General features: G+C 52.4%; 18 protein-coding genes. 6 read left to right on the top strand and 12 right to left on the bottom strand.

The features are described from left to right. Window positions 1-122: 122 nt before the first annotated feature. The 5 genes from OGV69_RS13320 to sad all read right to left on the bottom strand — a co-directional run bounded on the left by OGV69_RS13320 (window position 123) and on the right by sad (window position 5,113). Entirely contained in the window at window positions 123-1,574 is a 1,452-nt protein-coding gene (locus OGV69_RS13320) for a tagaturonate reductase (RefSeq protein WP_069325035.1), read from the bottom strand. A 106-nt stretch (window positions 1,575-1,680) separates the two neighbouring features. After that, complete coding sequence (locus OGV69_RS13315) at window positions 1,681-2,208, bottom strand: GNAT family N-acetyltransferase (protein ID WP_069325034.1); 528 nt, start codon at window positions 2,206-2,208, stop codon at window positions 1,681-1,683. An 80-nt stretch (window positions 2,209-2,288) separates the two neighbouring features. Beyond that, window positions 2,289-2,648, bottom strand: coding sequence for a DUF4186 domain-containing protein (locus OGV69_RS13310; RefSeq protein ID WP_038640562.1), 360 nt, complete (start codon window positions 2,646-2,648; stop codon window positions 2,289-2,291). Next, window positions 2,648-3,574, bottom strand: a complete 927-nt coding sequence (gene glsB, locus OGV69_RS13305) for a glutaminase B (protein WP_038640560.1) — start codon at window positions 3,572-3,574, stop codon at window positions 2,648-2,650. The genes OGV69_RS13310 and glsB overlap by 1 nt, the downstream gene beginning before the upstream one ends. A gap of 150 nt (window positions 3,575-3,724) precedes the next feature. Then, the gene (sad, locus tag OGV69_RS13300) at window positions 3,725-5,113 is read right to left on the bottom strand and encodes a succinate-semialdehyde dehydrogenase (RefSeq protein WP_069325033.1); all 1,389 of its coding nucleotides are present in this window, start codon (window positions 5,111-5,113) and stop codon (window positions 3,725-3,727) included. A 102-nt stretch (window positions 5,114-5,215) separates the two neighbouring features. Here sad and ptrR point away from each other — a divergent pair, with 102 nt between their 5' ends. Together ptrR and OGV69_RS13290 are read left to right on the top strand one after the other, a co-directional pair. Beyond that, on the top strand, window positions 5,216-6,076 hold the full coding sequence (gene ptrR, locus OGV69_RS13295) for a putrescine utilization regulator PtrR (protein WP_069325032.1): 861 nt from the start codon (window positions 5,216-5,218) through the stop codon (window positions 6,074-6,076). Window positions 6,077-6,170: 94 nt separating this feature from the next. Then, entirely contained in the window at window positions 6,171-7,367 is a 1,197-nt protein-coding gene (locus tag OGV69_RS13290) for a sugar transporter (RefSeq protein WP_069325031.1), read from the top strand. A 37-nt stretch (window positions 7,368-7,404) separates the two neighbouring features. Here the strand turns inward: OGV69_RS13290 and OGV69_RS13285 are convergent, their stop codons facing one another. Further along, window positions 7,405-8,070 (bottom strand): MarC family NAAT transporter, encoded by a 666-nt coding sequence (locus OGV69_RS13285; RefSeq protein WP_061381352.1) that lies wholly within the window; start codon window positions 8,068-8,070, stop codon window positions 7,405-7,407. 257 nt (window positions 8,071-8,327) lie between these two features. Here OGV69_RS13285 and marR point away from each other — a divergent pair, with 257 nt between their 5' ends. Genes marR through marB form a run of 3 tightly spaced genes read left to right on the top strand, consistent with a single transcriptional unit; the run spans window position 8,328 to window position 9,411 of the window. After that, the gene (gene marR, locus OGV69_RS13280) at window positions 8,328-8,762 is read left to right on the top strand and encodes a multiple antibiotic resistance transcriptional regulator MarR (protein WP_042308445.1); all 435 of its coding nucleotides are present in this window, start codon (window positions 8,328-8,330) and stop codon (window positions 8,760-8,762) included. A gap of 19 nt (window positions 8,763-8,781) precedes the next feature. Next, the gene (gene marA / locus OGV69_RS13275; RefSeq protein ID WP_003032424.1) at window positions 8,782-9,165 is read left to right on the top strand and encodes an MDR efflux pump AcrAB transcriptional activator MarA; all 384 of its coding nucleotides are present in this window, start codon (window positions 8,782-8,784) and stop codon (window positions 9,163-9,165) included. Between the two features lie 27 nt (window positions 9,166-9,192). Beyond that, the gene (gene marB, locus OGV69_RS13270) at window positions 9,193-9,411 is read left to right on the top strand and encodes a multiple antibiotic resistance protein MarB (protein ID WP_069325030.1); all 219 of its coding nucleotides are present in this window, start codon (window positions 9,193-9,195) and stop codon (window positions 9,409-9,411) included. Window positions 9,412-9,444: 33 nt separating this feature from the next. Here the strand turns inward: marB and eamA are convergent, their stop codons facing one another. Next, window positions 9,445-10,344 (bottom strand): O-acetylserine/cysteine exporter, encoded by a 900-nt coding sequence (gene eamA / locus OGV69_RS13265; protein WP_069325071.1) that lies wholly within the window; start codon window positions 10,342-10,344, stop codon window positions 9,445-9,447. 198 nt (window positions 10,345-10,542) lie between these two features. On the opposite strand from eamA, the gene ydeE reads away from it, so the two are divergent. Beyond that, on the top strand, window positions 10,543-11,730 hold the full coding sequence (gene ydeE, locus OGV69_RS13260) for an efflux MFS transporter YdeE (RefSeq protein ID WP_069325029.1): 1,188 nt from the start codon (window positions 10,543-10,545) through the stop codon (window positions 11,728-11,730). Between the two features lie 40 nt (window positions 11,731-11,770). Here ydeE and urtE read toward each other — a convergent pair whose 3' ends face one another. The 5 genes from urtE to urtA are packed head-to-tail and all read right to left on the bottom strand — an operon-like array spanning window position 11,771 to window position 17,238. Next, on the bottom strand, window positions 11,771-12,469 hold the full coding sequence (gene urtE, locus OGV69_RS13255) for an urea ABC transporter ATP-binding subunit UrtE (RefSeq protein WP_069325028.1): 699 nt from the start codon (window positions 12,467-12,469) through the stop codon (window positions 11,771-11,773). 9 nt (window positions 12,470-12,478) lie between these two features. Beyond that, complete coding sequence (gene urtD / locus OGV69_RS13250; RefSeq protein ID WP_038640542.1) at window positions 12,479-13,276, bottom strand: urea ABC transporter ATP-binding protein UrtD; 798 nt, start codon at window positions 13,274-13,276, stop codon at window positions 12,479-12,481. After that, window positions 13,276-14,349, bottom strand: coding sequence for an urea ABC transporter permease subunit UrtC (urtC, locus tag OGV69_RS13245; protein WP_069325027.1), 1,074 nt, complete (start codon window positions 14,347-14,349; stop codon window positions 13,276-13,278). The genes urtD and urtC overlap by 1 nt, the downstream gene beginning before the upstream one ends. Beyond that, on the bottom strand, window positions 14,349-15,923 hold the full coding sequence (urtB, locus tag OGV69_RS13240; RefSeq protein WP_069325026.1) for an urea ABC transporter permease subunit UrtB: 1,575 nt from the start codon (window positions 15,921-15,923) through the stop codon (window positions 14,349-14,351). The genes urtC and urtB overlap by 1 nt, the downstream gene beginning before the upstream one ends. Before the next feature lie 43 nt (window positions 15,924-15,966). Beyond that, on the bottom strand, window positions 15,967-17,238 hold the full coding sequence (urtA, locus tag OGV69_RS13235; protein WP_038640537.1) for an urea ABC transporter substrate-binding protein: 1,272 nt from the start codon (window positions 17,236-17,238) through the stop codon (window positions 15,967-15,969). Between the last annotated feature and the right edge of the window lie 97 nt (window positions 17,239-17,335).

Below are 17,335 nucleotides of genomic sequence, written 5' to 3'. Positions count from 1 at the left end.
TTTCCTCCTGCTGAACGGACAATGCGCTGAAGTGGCAGACCGTCACCATAAAAGTAGAAAACTATAGTATGTTGTAACTAAGTAAGATCTGTAAAAAACCCGGCCTGAGCCGGGTCTGCGTATTAGCACAGTGGTTTAACGGCTTCGCGCATGCCTTTTAGCAGAATGCTATCCAGATCGGCAGTAACCTGTTCTACCAGTCCGGAAACTTCTGTCAGATCCTGTTCCCAGTGTTCTGTAACGGCCAGCACAGCTTTAACCAGCTCTTCGGTGCTTATCTGGCGGTCATGATGCTGGGACCATAGCTGTTGAAAACGCGTCATCCAGTGCGCATCATCCTGAACCGGGTAAGACTCACCGTTACGCTCTCCACGGTAGAACGCAATCAACGCGGCAAGCGCAAATGTCAGACGCGCAGGCAGTTTACCGCTGGCCTGTTGCCCCGCCAGCAGTTGCGGCAAGATGCGAGTGCGGAATTTAGTCATGCCGTTCAGGGCAATCGACAACAACTGATGTTTGATATACGGGTTGCAGAATCGACCTGTCACCGCGCTGGCAAAAGACGCCAGCTCATCGCGTGGCAAATCCAGCACTGGAATAATTTCTTCATAGATCGCTTTTTCCACGAAGGCGCGAATCTCCGCGTCATTCATGGCCTCCCCCACGGTATCCAACCCAGCCTGCCAGGCAACGGGAACCAATGCGGTATGTGCGCCGTTGAGAATCGCCACTTTCCGTTCTTTATACGGTTTGATGTCATCAACTATCAGGACATTCAGCGGATATTTATCCAGACGCAACTCAGCGGCTAATGACTTCGGCCCCTGGATAACAAACAGATAGAAGTGTTCTGCGGTGTCCAGAAACGCATCGTGATAACCCAGTTCCGCTTCAAGCTTCGCGACTTCATCACGTGGATAGCCGGTGACAATACGGTCCACCAGCGTGGAGCAAAAGGCGTTGGCCTGATCCAGCCATTGGATAAATGCTTCCGGCAATGCCCACTCCTGGGCATAGCGCAGAACCAGTTCACGCAGCGCATCACCATTGTAATCAATCAGTTCACAAGGAATGATTATCCAGCCTTTATCCGACGCGCCATTAAAATGGCTGAAACGCTCGAACAGCAGTCGGGTCAGTTTGGCTGGATAACTCACCGCTGGCGCATCCTCAAACTTATCACCAGCATGATAGCTGATGCCGGCTTCGGTGGTATTGGAGAAAACAAAACGCATATCAGGGTTATGCGCCAGCTTCAGGAACTCATCGTATTCACTATAGACGCTGATCTCGCGGTTAACCGAACGAATCAAACGGGCGTCGCTTACGGCCTCGCCCTTCTCATTCAAACCACGAATGATGGTGGTATAAAGGCCGTCCTGTGTACTCAGTGATGGAGGGAAAGTACTTTCGATAGGTCGGACAATGACCACACCAGAGTTAAGATCGGTATGCTCATTCAGCAGATCGACTTGCCAGTCAACGAAGGCGCGCAGGAAGTTTCCTTCACCAAACTGAATAATGCGTTCAGGATACTGAGCACCGGGGAAATCGCGACGATTTAAAGTTTGCACAATGGGTTCCCTTTTTAATTAGTCATACAACCTGATTGAATTGGTCCAATAGGTTAGCAAACTTTAATACATTGAAACCCTGTTTTGATCAATCCCCAGCGACAAATTAGAGAGTTTTATAAAAAAGTGTGGTCCCGGTCAGCGTCCCGTCAGGCATTTTGGCATAGTCAGGTATCACTCCTGCTTTTTGCCACCCACACTTGTGGTAGAACAACTCCGCGCCACAGCCCGTCGCCGTATCGAGCACCAGCAACGTTTTGCCCCTTTGACGCGCACAACTTTCCAGCTCGTTCATCAGTTCCCGGGCAATCCCGCTCCGCCGCGCAGAAGTATGAACCAGCAGCTTAGCGACATCGGCGCGATGAGGTTGGTTTTCAGGTTGATCGATAATGAGCTGGACGGTACCGACAAGCGTTCCCCGGGCATTCTGGGCGCCAAGAACGAGTCTTTCCCCACGGGCAACGCTTTGCGCGACGTTCATCCAGAAAGGCCGTGATTTCTCACGATTAAAAGGCAGCATAAAGCTGACGGAGGCGCCATCATTGACGCACTGTTCAAGGACATCGCTGAGCTCGTCGATTCTCGACAGAATCTGGGCCGCATTCAGCACGAAGCAGGGTTTGCAGGAAGCCATTTTTTCTCCTTAGATTGACCCCCTAAGCTTGCTTTTAACAATTACATAACACAAGGGATTGTATCATAGGATAATGTTATCTATGGCTTGTTCATTTGAATCACTAACCAGTGATAAATAACCGTGACAACGTAACGTTGCTGTTGTTCGTTAAGCGCCACACCCTGAGGAATGTCATGCCATTTTGCCAGACACCCCCGACAGCAGGTCGCCGTCGCGTGCTGCGCGATAAAAACCGGGTGACCACGCATTGGCGTCTGCTTCCCATCATTAGCGGGAAAAGCGGGAGCCAGCCGTTTGGCAATAAAATCGGCTGCATGTTGTTCAATAACCGGCGCGCCTTTATCCAGACAATACTGCCTTTCTTTCTGGCCGAGGCGAAACCGCGAGCGAAACGTCGATTTCGCCAGCCGGGCAAAAAGAGGATCGAGCGTATTCATCAGTAAACCGAACGCCCCATTTGTTGCGTTAGTTGCTCCAGCGCGGCGATACCCGCCAGTGAATTTCCCGCTGGGTCCAGTTCCGGACTCCAGACAGCAATCGCCATCTCGTGTGGAACGATGGCCACGATACCGCCACCCACACCAGATTTTGCCGGCAACCCAACCCGCCAGGCAAATTCCCCTGCGTTCTGATACATCCCACTGGTCGCCATCAGCGCGTTGATTTGTCGGGCCTGCATCGGCGTCACTACGGGCTCCTCAAGATGGAAGGCATGGCCCTGATTCGCCAGAAATACGAAAGTTCGCGCCAGTTCCACACAGCTCATTTTCAATGCACAGTAGTGAAAATAGTTTTGCAAAACAGTGGTCACGTCATGGTTAAAATTGCCGAACGATTTCATCAACCAGGCAATAGCCGCGTTACGTGCGGAATGCTCAAACTCTGATCGCGCCACCGTCGCATCGTAGGCGATATCCGGGACGCCGCTTAATGCCCGGACCACTTCCAGCATCCGTTGACGTGGTGCGCTCAGACGCCCTTGCAGCATGTCGCAAACCACCAGCGCCCCGGCGTTAATAAAGGGATTACGCGGGATACCCTGCTCCAGTTCCAACTGCACCAGGGAATTAAAAGGATGACCGGACGGATCTTTGCCAACGCGTTGCCAGATCTCCTCTTCCTGATAGTGACGCATCGCCACGACCAGGCTTAATACCTTCGAAATCGACTGAATAGAAAAGCGTTCTTGTGCATCCCCTGCCTGATAGTGCTGCCCATCGACGGTACAGATGGCGATGCCCAGTTTTGAACCGTCGACAGAAGCTAACGCAGGAATATAATCAGCGACCTTACCCTGACCAATCAGCGGACGAACCTGCTGTACAATGGTCTCTAAAATTGAATTGTCCATGGCCCTGGCCACAACATGCTCCTTGCTCGCAGGTATGAAAGGCCTGCGAGTATAACAGAGCTGAATACGCTGCGTCAGACCATTAGGTGTCAGCGGACGAAGAGTCAATGACAAAAATATGCCGAGATCAGACAGGTGCCCCCGACGGAGGCACCCTCACCTTCAGAGTCGGTTTTTCCAGACGGTCTGCACATTACAAAACTCATGCAGGCCAAAATGTGAAAGCTCGCGACCAAAACCACTTTTCTTCACGCCGCCAAACGCTACACGGGCATCGCTGGCGCTGTAACCATTGATGAATACGCCTCCACACTCCAGACGAGAGGCCATATTCTGGGCCAGCGCGTCATCCGCAGTGAACACCGTGGCGGATAATCCAAAATCACTGTCATTCGCCAGCGCCAGAGCATGTTCCGCATTCCTGGCAACGGTGATCGCCGCAACCGGACCAAACAGCTCCTGACGGAAAGCCGTCATTTCTGGCGTTACGCCGCCCAGTACCGTCACGGCATAGTAATTGCCCTGACCTGCTATTTTTTCACCGCCAAGAAGTAACTTCGCCCCTTCGGCCAGGGATGCTTCAACCTGCTGATGTAACTCATCACGCAGATCAAATCGCGCCATCGGTCCAAGGTCGTTTTCTTCGTTTAACGGATCGCCCATTTTGAGCGTGCTCGCGGCCGCCACAAAACGCGCAGTAAATTCTTCTGCAATCCCTTCTTCGATAATAAAGCGCTTCGCTGCCGCACAAACCTGCCCGGTATTCTGATAACGTCCGGCGACTGCCGCTTTAACGGCCAGATCGAGATCGGCATCATTCAGGACAATAAACGGATCGGAACCACCCAGTTCAAGTACGCATTTTTTCAGCGCCGCCCCCGCCTGAGCACCAATCGCCGCACCGGCGCGTACGCTACCCGTTACCGTGACCGCCGCGATGCGCGGGTCGTTAATCATCTGACTGACGCCGGCGTTATCGGCATTGACCCAACCGTAAACACCGGCTGGTACGCCTGCATCAGCAAAAACCTGTGCAATAATCGCAGCACAGCCGGTTACGTTAGGCGCATGCTTTAACAAATAGCCATTTCCGGCCAGCAGAATCGGAATGGCGCCACGCAGCACCTGCCACAGCGGGAAATTCCACGGCATGATCGCCAGAATAGTTCCAAGCGGACGATACTCAATCACCGCCTGGTTATTTTCCACCAGTGTGGGCTCCGGGTTCAGCATCGCGGGTCCATGTTCGGCGTACCAGTCACACAACGCGGCTGACTTGGCGACTTCACCCCGAGCCTGTTTGATGGGTTTACCCATTTCACGTGAAATACACTGCGCCATCTCTTCCGCGCGATTACGCAGGGCCTGGCCGATATGACGCAGCGTATGCGCGCGGTGCGCGACGGTAGTCTGTTTCCATTCACTGTAGCCACTTGCCGCAAGACTCAGTGCCTGAGCAATCTCTTCAGTGCTGGCCCACGGCATCGCCGTCAGTCTTTCACCGCTGGTAGGATCAACCGAAATAGCATGTGTTGCTGCTGTGATAGTCATAGATGCCTCTCTTTATCGCAGGGTATGGTTATATCATGAGCATATTTACTCTTTCTGAAAAATGAATAATATTAACCACACCATTCACGATTAGAGAATATTATGGATCTGACGCAACTGGAAATGTTCAATGCCGTCGCGGAGACCGGCAGCATTACGCAGGCCGCAGCGAAGGTGCACCGCGTGCCGTCCAATCTCACTACCCGTATACGCCAACTTGAGGCCGATCTTGGCGTCGATCTGTTTATTCGTGAAAACCAGCGCCTGCGGCTTTCCCCCTCCGGGCATAACTTTTTACGCTACAGTCAGCGGATCCTGGCGCTGGTTGAGGAAGCGAGAATGGTGGTCGCCGGGGATGAACCGCAGGGCTTGTTTTCGCTCGGATCGCTGGAAAGCACCGCCGCGGTGCGTATTCCTGCAACGCTGGCTGAATATAACCAACGGTACCCGAAAATTCAGTTTGCACTGGCGACAGGTCCCTCTGGCACCATGGTGGACGGCGTGCTCGACGGTACGCTGAACGCTGCCTTTGCCGATGGCCCTATTACCCACCCCGGACTTGAGGGTATTCCGGTCTATCGTGAAGAGATGATGATTGTCACCCCGCACGGTCACCCTCCCATCCAGCGGGCCAGCGACGTCAACGGCTGCAGTATTTACGCGTTTCGCGCCAACTGTTCCTACCGCCGACACTTTGAAAGCTGGTTTCATGCCGATCGCGCCATGCCGGGTACCATTCATGAAATGGAGTCATACCATGGGATGCTGGCCTGCGTTATTGCCGGTGCGGGTATCGCGCTGATTCCACGTTCGATGCTGGAGAGTATGCCCGGACACCATCAGGTCAACGCCTGGCCATTGAGCGAAAACTGGCGCTGGCTGAATACGTGGCTGGTCTGGCGAAGGGGGGCGATGACGAGGCAACTGGAAGCCTTTATTGAGGTATTGAACCCGCAGCTGTAAAAATGAGATCCGCATCACGAAATGATTGTATTTTCACCAGCAAACGTTTTAAGATCGCGATCTTACCTTTTCGCAGCTAATCCACTGATTCACTATGACAACAGACACTGTTTCCCGCAAAGTGGCGTGGCTACGTGTAGTTACGCTCGCCATTGCCGGTTTTATTTTCAATACCACAGAGTTTGTCCCTGTCGGTTTGCTGTCCGACATTGCACAAAGTTTTAATATGCAGACCGCTCAGGTCGGGATCATGCTGACGATCTACGCCTGGGTTGTTGCCCTAATGTCGCTTCCTTTCATGCTGCTCACCAGCCAGGTGGAACGACGCAAGCTCCTGATCTGTCTGTTTGTCGTGTTCATCGCCAGCCATGTCCTCTCTTTCCTGGCATGGAATTTCACCGTGCTGGTGATTAGCCGCATTGGTATCGCCTTTGCGCACGCTATTTTCTGGTCCATTACTGCATCGCTGGCAATTCGTCTGGCCCCGGCAGGAAAACGCGCGCAGGCGCTTAGCCTGATTGCTACCGGCACCGCGCTGGCAATGGTGCTGGGTCTGCCTATCGGGCGTATCGTCGGTCAGTATTTTGGCTGGCGCACCACGTTCTTTGCCATCGGCATGGGGGCGTTAGTCACCCTGCTCTGCCTGATTAAGTTACTGCCTGAATTGCCCAGCGAACACTCCGGTTCACTTAAAAGTTTGCCGGTGTTATTCCACCGTCCGGCATTGATGAGTCTGTATGTGCTGACGGTGATTGTGGTCACCGCCCACTACACGGCTTATAGCTACATTGAACCGTTTGTACAGACCGTCGCCGGACTGAGTGCTAACTTTGCTACCGTGCTGCTACTGATTCTGGGCGGCGCGGGTATTATTGGTAGTGTGATATTTGGCAAACTGGGTAACCTTCATGCGTCCATGCTTATCAGTAGCGCCATTGCCCTGCTGACGGTGTGTCTGGTGCTGCTGCTACCAGCCGCTGACAGCGAAATGCACCTCGCCATCCTGAGTATTTTCTGGGGCATCGCGATTATGTTGATCGGCCTTGGCATGCAGGTAAAAGTGCTGGCGCTGGCCCCGGATGCCACCGATGTCGCAATGGCACTGTTCTCCGGTATCTTTAATATCGGCATTGGCGCTGGCGCGCTGGTGGGAAATCAGGTGAGTTTGCACTGGTCGATGTCAACGATTGGTTATACAGGCGCAGTGCCTGCCGTTGTCGCGTTGGTATGGTCGGTGATTATCTTTCGTAAATGGCCAGTATCGCTCGAAGAGCAGCCTCAACATTCATAAAAAACGGGCCTGGTAAAATAATACCGGGCCCGTTTTTTTAAGCGTAAGTTTTAATAATTTCCAGCACGCCGTTAATAATAAACTGCACGCCCATACACACCAGCAGGAAGCCCATCAGACGCGAAATAGCTTCTATGCCGCCTTTGCCTACCAGGCGCATAATCCCACCAGAACTGCGTAAACACCCCCACAGGATAACGCCGACAACCGCAAAAATTATCGGCGGCGCAACCATAATTACCCAATCTGGAAATTCGGAGCCATGACGGACGGTTGACGCCGAGCTGATGATCATTGCTATCGTGCCCGGACCAGCGGTGCTTGGCATTGCCAGCGGTACAAATGCAATATTGGCAGTCGGTTCATCTTCCAGCTCCTCTGACTTGCTTTTCGCCTCAGGAGACTCATGCGCCTTTTGTTGTGGAAACAACATCCGAAAACCGATAAACGCAACGATTAACCCACCCGCAATTCGTAATCCGGGGATTGAAATCCCGAAGGTATTCATCACCAGTTGTCCGGCATAGTACGCCACCATCATGATGGCAAACACATACACAGACGCCATCAGGGACTGACGGTTACGCTCCGCGCTATTCATGTTACCAGCAAGGCCAAGGAACAACGCCACGGTGGTTAACGGGTTTGCCAACGGTAACAGGACTACCAGCCCCAGTCCTATTGCTTTAAACAAGTCCATCATAATGTCATCTTTCCTGTGCGTTAATCGTCAACGGCAAGTATAAGGTGAAACCCGAGAGATAAGCCATTTTCACGGTGTAAGGATTCATTTTTCACCTGCACCTATAAGCCATAATTATCAAACTGTTAAAATTATATACATCTGTTGATGAGCCTGCGGATTTAGCAAAACGTGGCATTTTCCGCCCCATTTATTTGACTTATATTTGCCTAAGCAATAATATCAGCCGTGACTAACTACTTGCCAGGGCAACCATTGTGAAAAGCACCAGTGATCTGTTTAACGAAATCATCCCACTGGGGCGTTTGATCTACATGGTTAATCAGAAAAAAGATCGTTTGCTAAACGACTATCTGTCACCGCTGGATATCACGGCATCACAGTTCAAAGTGCTCTGCTCCATCCGTTGCGCGGTGTGCATCACCCCTGTCGAATTGAAAAAAGTGCTGTCTGTCGATCTTGGCGCCCTGACGCGGATGCTGGACAGACTGGCCTGTAAAGGCTGGATAGAAAGGCTTCCGAATCCACACGATAAGCGTGGCGTGCTGGTGAAACTCACCGAGCATGGCGCAGCAATTTGCGAGCAGTGTCACCAATTAGTCGGGCAAGACCTGCACCAGGAACTAACAAAAAACTTAACGGCGGATGAAGTAGCCACGCTTGAGCATTTGCTTAAGAGAATTCTGCCGTAAACAGAAAAGAGGTATGACGATGTCCAGACGCAATACTGACACAATCACTATTCATAGCATTTTGGACTGGATCGAAAATAACCTTGAATCGCCGCTCTCGCTGGAAAAAGTGTCTGAGCGTTCAGGTTACTCCAAATGGCACCTGCAACGGATGTTTAAAAAAGAAACCGGTCATTCACTGGGTCAATACATCCGCAGCCGTAAAATGACTGAAATAGCACAAAAATTAAAAGAAAGTAACGAGCCGATTCTTTACCTGGCGGAACGTTACGGATTTGAGTCTCAGCAAACCCTGACCAGAACGTTCAAAAACTATTTTGATGTTCCGCCGCATAAATACCGTATGACCAATATGCACGGCGAGTCACGCTATTTGCTTCCGCTCAATCAGTGTAATTGCTAATCGCCAAACGACGTAACCGAGGAAATGATGAAAATTCTGTCTTATGCGATGCTGGCCCTGCTGTTGATTGTTTCGGGCCAGAGCATGGCGGAACAGACCGCGCAACCAGCCACCCAGAACAGCCGTGACGCGATGATTATGCCCCCTGCGCACGATCAGTCCCCGTTCGATTTTAATCATATGGGTGCCGGCAGCGATAAGTCCGACGAATTGGGTGTGCCTTATTACAATACGCGCAACCTGTAATTCGTTTTTGCCCCGCCACGGCGGGGCTTTTTATTACCCTCTCACCTGCGCTATCTTGCGCAAACGAAAGCCAAACACATTAATATACAGCCCAGCCATAATCAGCAGCGCACCCAGCAGTTGCAAACCCGTGAGCGTTTCATCCAGCAGCACCACCGCACTTGCCAGACCGACAACGGGCACTAACAGCGACAGCGGCGCTACCCGCCAGGTTTCATAACGTCCGAGCAAAGACCCCCAGATGCCGTAACCCACAATGGTCGCCACAAACGCCAGATAAACCAGTGACAAAATGGTGGTCATATCTATCGCCACCAGACTCTGCACAATTTGTGTCGGACCATCAAGCAGTGCGGATGCCAAAAAGAACGGAATAATGGGAATTAAGGCGCTCCACACAACCAGGCACATCACCGCCGGACGCGCCGTATGCTGCATTATTTTTTTGTTAAAGATATTGCCGCAGGCCCAGCTTAGCGCTGCCGCCAGCGTCAGCATAAAACCGAGCATGCCGACATGCTGTCCGTTCAGACTGGCTTCAATCAGTACCAGTACGCCAAACACGGCCAGCGCAATCCCTACCAGCTGTTTCCCGTGCAAACGCTCGCCAAAAGCGAATGCCCCCAGGATGATGGTGAAAAATGCCTGAGCCTGTAATACCAGAGAAGCTAATCCGGCAGGCATGCCGAATTTGATGGCGCTAAAGAGAAATGCGAACTGCCCAAAACTGATAGTCAGGCCATAACCGAGTAACAGCGAAAGCGGGATTTTCGGGCGGGCAATAAAGAATATCGCCGGAAACGCCACCAGTAAAAAACGCAATCCTGCCAGCATCAATGGCGGCATATTGTGCAGACCCACTTTAATGACGACAAAGTTCAGGCCCCAAACGACGACGACCAGCAACGCTAACAACCCGTCTTTACGTGACATACCACCGCCCTTGTAAATATTAAATTTTTGTAAAAAAGTTAAGGTAACGGAAATCATTGTACCGGAACAGATCATTAATTCAGGTAGGCTGCTGAGGGCATTTTCCGACAACTTATTGGGTGTACATCACACTTTTACCATGCTATTTGTTTCTGATATCTAAAAAAAACATAACAACATGCATTGTCGGGCAGGAAAATGAATATCTCTCTGAGACGGTCCACTCTCGCGTTACTTGCATCATCTTTGTTATTAACCATTGGGCGTGGCGCTACGCTGCCATTTATGACGATTTACCTCAGTCGGCAGTATAACCTGAGCGTCGATCTGATCGGTTATGCAATGACGGTCGCCCTGACTATTGGCGTCGTTTTCAGCCTTGGCTTTGGTATTCTGGCCGACAAGTTCGATAAAAAACGCTACATGCTGCTGGCTATCTGCGGTTTTGCCTCTGGTTTTATTGCGATCCCACTGGTGCATAACGTGGTGGTGGTGGTACTGCTCTTCGCCCTGATCAACTGCGCCTACTCCGTCTTCGCAACGGTGCTGAAAGCCTGGTTTGCCGATAATCTCTCTGCCACCAACAAAACGAAAATTTTCTCGCTTAACTATACCGTGCTGAACATCGGCTGGACCGTTGGCCCCCCGCTGGGCACGCTACTGGTGATGCAAAGTATTAACTTACCGTTCTGGCTGGCGGCCGCCTGCTCGGCTTTACCACTGGTGTTTATCCAGACGTGGGTAAAACGTTCCAATGCAGCATCAGAAAGTTCAAACGCCGCGGTTTGGTCACCCTCGGTGCTCCTGCGCGACAGAGCATTGTGTTGGTTCACGTTGTCGGCATTTCTGGCGTCATTTGTTGGCGGCGCGTTTGCTTCCTGTATTTCGCAATACGTGATGGTGGTCGCCAACGGTGATTTTGCCGAAAAAGTGGTAGCGGTCGTTCTGCCCGTCAATGCCGCCATTGTGGTATCGCTGCAATATGCCCTCGGACGCAGGATCACTGCCGCTAACATTCGACCGCTGATGACAGTAGGCACAATCTTCTTTGTGCTCGGTCTGGTTGGCTTCATGTTTTCCGGCAACAGCCTGTGGTTCTGGGGTATTTCTGCTGCCCTTTTCACGATCGGCGAGGTCATTTACGCCCCAGGCGAATACATGCTGATCGATAACATCGCCCCGGCTGGTATGAAAGCCAGCTATTTTTCCGCCCAGTCCCTGGGCTGGCTTGGCGCCGCGGTAAATCCATTGGTCAGTGGCGTTATTTTGACCACATTCCCGCCGTGGTCGCTGTTTGTGGCGCTGATCGTGGCGATTGTCCTTGCCTGGGCGTTAATGATAAAGGGTATGCGCGCCAAACCCTGGGATCAGACGGTAGTCTGCTGATTGTCATCGCGACAGAGCCAGAGTGGTTCTGTCGCGTATCTCAAATGGCCACCAGCCCTCGTACTCCCTCGGATTCCATATTCTCGCCGAAACCGCTTTGAATAATACTTCCGCGCGACATAAGCAGGTATTTGTCAGCCAACTGCTGCGCAAAATCATAGAACTGTTCCACCAGCAAAATGGCCATATCGCCCCGGTGCGCCAGTTGAGAAATAACCTGACCAATCTCTTTTATTACTGACGGCTGGATCCCCTCGGTCGGCTCATCAAGGATCAACAACTGCGGGCGACTGGCCAGCGCCCGTCCAATAGCCAGTTGCTGCTGCTGTCCGCCGGACAAATCTCCGCCCCGTCGATACTTCATCTCCTGTAGCACTGGAAATAGCGCGTAAATATCATCCGGCACGCGCCGGGCGTCATGTGCTGAAAAGCGGGAAAGGCCCAGCAGCAGGTTCTCTTCCACTGTCAGACGCGGAAAAATATCGCGGCCCTGCGGTACGTACGCCACACCGGCTCTGACCCGTTGATGTGGCTTCCAGTGCGTGACATTTTTTTCCTGCCAGAGCACGCTTCCACTGCGGGCAGGAATAAGTCCCATCAGGCATTTTAGTAGCGTTGTTTTTCCCACGCCGTTACGCCCCAGCAGACACGTCACCTCGCCGATACGCGCTTCAAAGCTCACGCCACGCAGAATATGGCTGCCGCCATAATACTGATTCAGTTCATTTACCTGTAGCATCAGCCCTCCTTATCGTCCAAGATAAACTTCAATAACCTGCTCATTAGCCTGCACATCGCGCAGGCTTCCTTCGGCCAGAACTCGCCCCTGATGCAGCACCGTGACATGGTCTGCAATCGTCTCGACAAATCCCATGTCATGCTCAACAACCATCAGCGAGTGCTTTCCGGCAAGCTGGCGAAACAGCTCCGCGGTGTATTCCGTCTCCGCATCGGTCATCCCTGCCGCCGGCTCATCCAGTAGTAGTAAATGCGGCTCCTGGACCAGCAGCATGCCGATCTCAAGAAACTGTTTTTGTCCATGCGAAAGCAGCCCGGCACGGCGTTCGCGCTCGTTGCCCAGACGTAACAGCGCCAGCATTTCATCGATGCGATCCCGTTGTTCACCAGAAAGGCGAGCCCGTAAAGAACCCCAAACTGATTTATCATTTTTCAGTGCCAGTTCCAGATTCTCCGCCACCGTTAGCGCTTCAAATACCGTGGGCTTCTGAAATTTTCGTCCAATCCCCTGGCGCGCAATGGCAATAGAATCAAACGTCATTAAATCAATAGACTGATCGTAAATCGCACGACCGCTTTGCGGTCTGGTTTTGCCGGTAATGACATCCATCAACGTCGTTTTTCCGGCGCCATTAGGACCAATAATGCAGCGCAGTTCCCCTACGCCAATATTGAGCGTGAGATCCGTTAGCGCCTGAAACCCATCAAAGTTCACGTTGATTTTTTCCAGCTGTAACACCGGGTCGGTTTGATTGCGAAATCTGTCCCCTGGCAACTGGCGGGTAAAAAGACCTTCATCTGGCTGCATTATTTGTCTCCTTTGCGAAACAGGCCAATCACGCCACGGGGTAAAAACAGCGTAACGCCAATAAAAATCAGGCCAAGAAACAGTTGCCAGTATTCGGGCATGACCACCGTAAACAGACTTTTAGCGCCGTTCACCAACACAGCGCCAAAAACCGGGCCAATCAGGGTTCCACGACCGCCGAGGGCGACCCAAATCGCCGCTTCAATCGAGTTGGTCGGTGACATTTCGCTGGGGTTAATGATGCCCACCTGCGGAACATACAGCGCACCAGCCAGCCCGCACAACACAGCAGAAAGCGTCCACACCAGCAGCTTGAAACCTTTCGGATCATAGCCACAGAACATCAGCCGATTCTCGGCATCGCGCACGGCGGTCAGGATACGACCAAACTTACTGCGCGCCAGCGCCAGTCCCAGCCACAACGCCAGCACCAGTAGCATCACCGTTGCCAGAAACAGCGCGATACGGGTTGAGGTCGCGGTCACAGGGAACCCCAGAATAGTGGTAAATCCGGTGAAACCGTTATTTCCACCAAACCCGGTTTCGTTACGGAAAAACAGCAACATGCCAGCGAAAGTCAGGGCCTGAGTCATGATAGAGAAATAGACGCCCTTGATTTTTGAGCGAAAAGCAAACCAGCCAAACACCAGCGCCAGCAGGCCGGGCACCAGCACAACCAGCAGCATAGCCCAGATAAAATGTTGCGTTCCCCACCAAAACCAGGGCAGTTCGGTCCACGACAGAAACGACATAAAAGCCGGTAGTCCTTCGCCGGAGGCCTGACGCATCAGGTACATCCCCATCGCATATCCCCCCAGCGCAAAGAAAATGCCATGGCCCAGTGAGAGCATTCCGGCATAGCCCCACACCAGATCCAGTGCCACCGCCACAATGGCATAACACAGGATTTTCCCGGCCAGCGTCAGCGTCCAGATGGAGATTGCCAGCGGATGATCCGCGGGGAGTAGCGCCAGAAATGGCAGAATAATGAGCGCCAGCAGCAAAAACAGCCCCAGGATGCGTGTCACGCGCGGCGCTTTTCGTGCCAGCGTTAATGTCATTGGCATAGTCATTAGTCAATAACCCTCCCTTTCAATGCGAAAAGTCCCTGAGGTCGTTTCTGGATAAACAGAATGATCAGCACGAGGATCATAATTTTGCCGAGAACAGCCCCCACCTGAGGCTCAAGAATTTTATTGAAGATCCCGAGACCAAACGCCGCTGCCACACTCCCGGCGAGTTGTCCAACGCCGCCAAGCACCACCACCAGAAACGAATCAATAATGTTACTTTGCCCCAGCTCCGGCCCCACGTTACCCAACTGCGACAGCGCCACGCCACCCAGCCCGGCAATCCCTGAACCCAGTCCAAAGGCCAGCATATCGACTCGCCCGGTGGGCACGCCGCAGCAGGCCGCCATATTGCGGTTTTGCGTCACCGCGCGCACACGCAGCCCCAGACGGGTTTTATTCAACAATAGCCAGGTGAAGAACAGCACCAGCATGGCAAAGCCAAGCACCACAATTCGGTTCCACGGCAAAATCAGATTGGCATAGACCTGAATCCCCCCGGAAAGCCATGTCGGATTGGCGACTTCGAGGTTTTGCGCGCCAAAGGTCATTCGTACCAACTGGATCAGCATCAGGCTGATCCCCCATGTCGCCAGCAGTGTTTCAAGCGGACGGCCATATAAATGGCGGATCACGCCGCGCTCCAGCAACATTCCTACTGCCGCGGTAAGTAAAAAGGCGACCGGAAGCGCAATGACCGGATACCAGGCTAACCATTGCGGGAGAAACTGCCCCATCAGCTGTTGCACCATCCAGGTACAGTAAGCGCCGAGCATTAACATCTCGCCATGCGCCATATTGATGACGCCGAGTAACCCGTAAGTAATCGCCAGACCCAACGCCGCCAGTAGCAAAATCGAGCCCAGAGACAATCCCATAAAGGCTTGCCCAAGAAGATCGCCAACCTTCATGCGGTGTGCGATGGAATTCAGACTTTCGTCGGCGGCAGCGCGAACGCGGGCATCAGGTTCATGCTCTGCACGGGTGAAAGGTTGTAATTTCGCCTGGGTTTCAGGGTCGTTTGACGCCCCCAACAGTTCAATTGCCTGCCGCCTGACCTCTGGTGATGCACTGGTCAGTTGCAGGTTAGCCAGCGCAATAACCAGTGCAGATTTCACGTCAGCATCCGATTCCTGCGCCAGTCGTTGCTGTAAAAATGGCAGCATGCCAGGCATCGCCTCACGCTGTAATATGCGTGCGGCATCAACCCTAACTGTGACACTGTCACTTAAAAGTTGATGCGCAGCCAGCGTTCCGGCGACCAGATTGCGCAGTCGGTTAGTCAGACGGACTTTTTTTAGCTCGCCGTCTGGCGCTGCCGCCGTCCCCAGCGCTTGTACTCGCGAACCATCCATGACAAACGCATGTTTCGCATTATCGGTCAGCAGGTTTTCATCTCGCAGCGCCTTAAGCACGGGTAAACGCTGAAAGTCGGGATTCATCGCCCATTGTTCAAGCAAGGTGGCCTGCTGCGCCCGGTTGGCAGCGGTAAAAGTATCGGCATCTGATGCCTGCGCTATCCACGGCAAAAACCACGTCAGCAACATCACACCACGAATAAAGCGCATGACTTTCATGAGCATTCTCCTAAGCGTTGCCCTCCCGCAGGAGGGCATAAGATCAGTTGCTGGCAGTTTTTACGGGTTGTTCAGATTTTTTATCATTGCCGGCGATATACGGGCTCCACGGCTGGGCGCGGACCGGCTCATCGGTTTGCCACACCACGTTAAACTGACCGTTGCTTTCAATCTCGCCAATCATGACAGGTTTGTGCAGATGATGGTTGGTGGCATCCATCGTGAGGGTAAAGCCAGATGGCGCGGCGAATGATTGCCCTGCCATTGCAGCACGGACTTTATCCACATCGGTAGTTCCGGCTTTTTCTACTGCCTGTGCCCACATATGCAGACCAACCCAGGTGGCTTCCATTGGGTCGTTTGTCACAACCGAATCCGCATTCGGTAATTTGTGCGCTTTGGCATACGCCCGGTAATCCGCGACAAACTTCTTGTTAGCCGCATTATCCACAGACTCAAAGTAGTTCCAGGCGGCAAGGTTACCTACCAACGGTTTCGTATCAATACCGCGCAATTCTTCCTCACCTACGGAGAAGGCCACCACCGGAACATCGGTGGCTTTCAGCCCCTGGTTCGCTAACTCTTTATAGAATGGAACATTAGAATCACCGTTGATGGTTGAGACCACCGCCGTTTTTCCCCCTGCGGCGAATTTTTTAATGCTGGCGACAATGGTCTGATAATCACTGTGTCCAAACGGGGTATACACCTCTTCGATGTCTTTATCGGCAACACCTTTCGAATGCAAAAAGGCACGGAGAATTTTATTAGTCGTGCGCGGATAAACATAATCAGTCCCCAGCAGGAAGAAGCGTTTCGCACTGCCGCCGTCCTCACTCATCAGATACTCAACAGCCGGGATCGCCTGCTGATTAGGCGCCGCGCCGGTATAAAAGACGTTAGGCGACATTTCCTCGCCTTCATACTGCACCGGATAAAACAGCAAACCATTTAACTCCTCGAATACCGGTAACACCGATTTACGCGAAACCGATGTCCAGCACCCGAACACCGCCGCTACTTTGTCCTGACTTAGCAACTGTCGAGCTTTTTCAGCAAATAAAGGCCAGTTCGAGGCTGGATCAACCACCACCGGCTCCAGCTTTTTGCCCAACACGCCGCCCTGCGCATTGATTTCATCAATAGTCATCAACGCCACATCTTTCAACGGCGTTTCGGAAATCGCCATCGTTCCGGATAACGAATGCATGATGCCCACTTTAATAGTGTCAGCCGCCTGGACACTAAAACTCATGCCCATTGCCATAACGGAGGCCGATAACGCAAAAGCTTTTAAAATTGTACGACGCTGCATAGTTTCACTCCTGAAATTAGATTCGCTGAAAGCTCCGGTGCAGCCGGGCAGACAAAACGGTGCAAATTAAGGGGATTCAGAAGTGATAAGGCAAAAA

This window comes from Citrobacter sp. Cc139 (assembly GCF_030334645.1).
Classification (GTDB): Bacteria; Pseudomonadota; Gammaproteobacteria; order Enterobacterales; family Enterobacteriaceae; genus Citrobacter; species Citrobacter werkmanii.
Note: the sequence above shows the minus strand (reverse complement) of the source record. Positions and strands in the feature narration are given on the sequence as shown.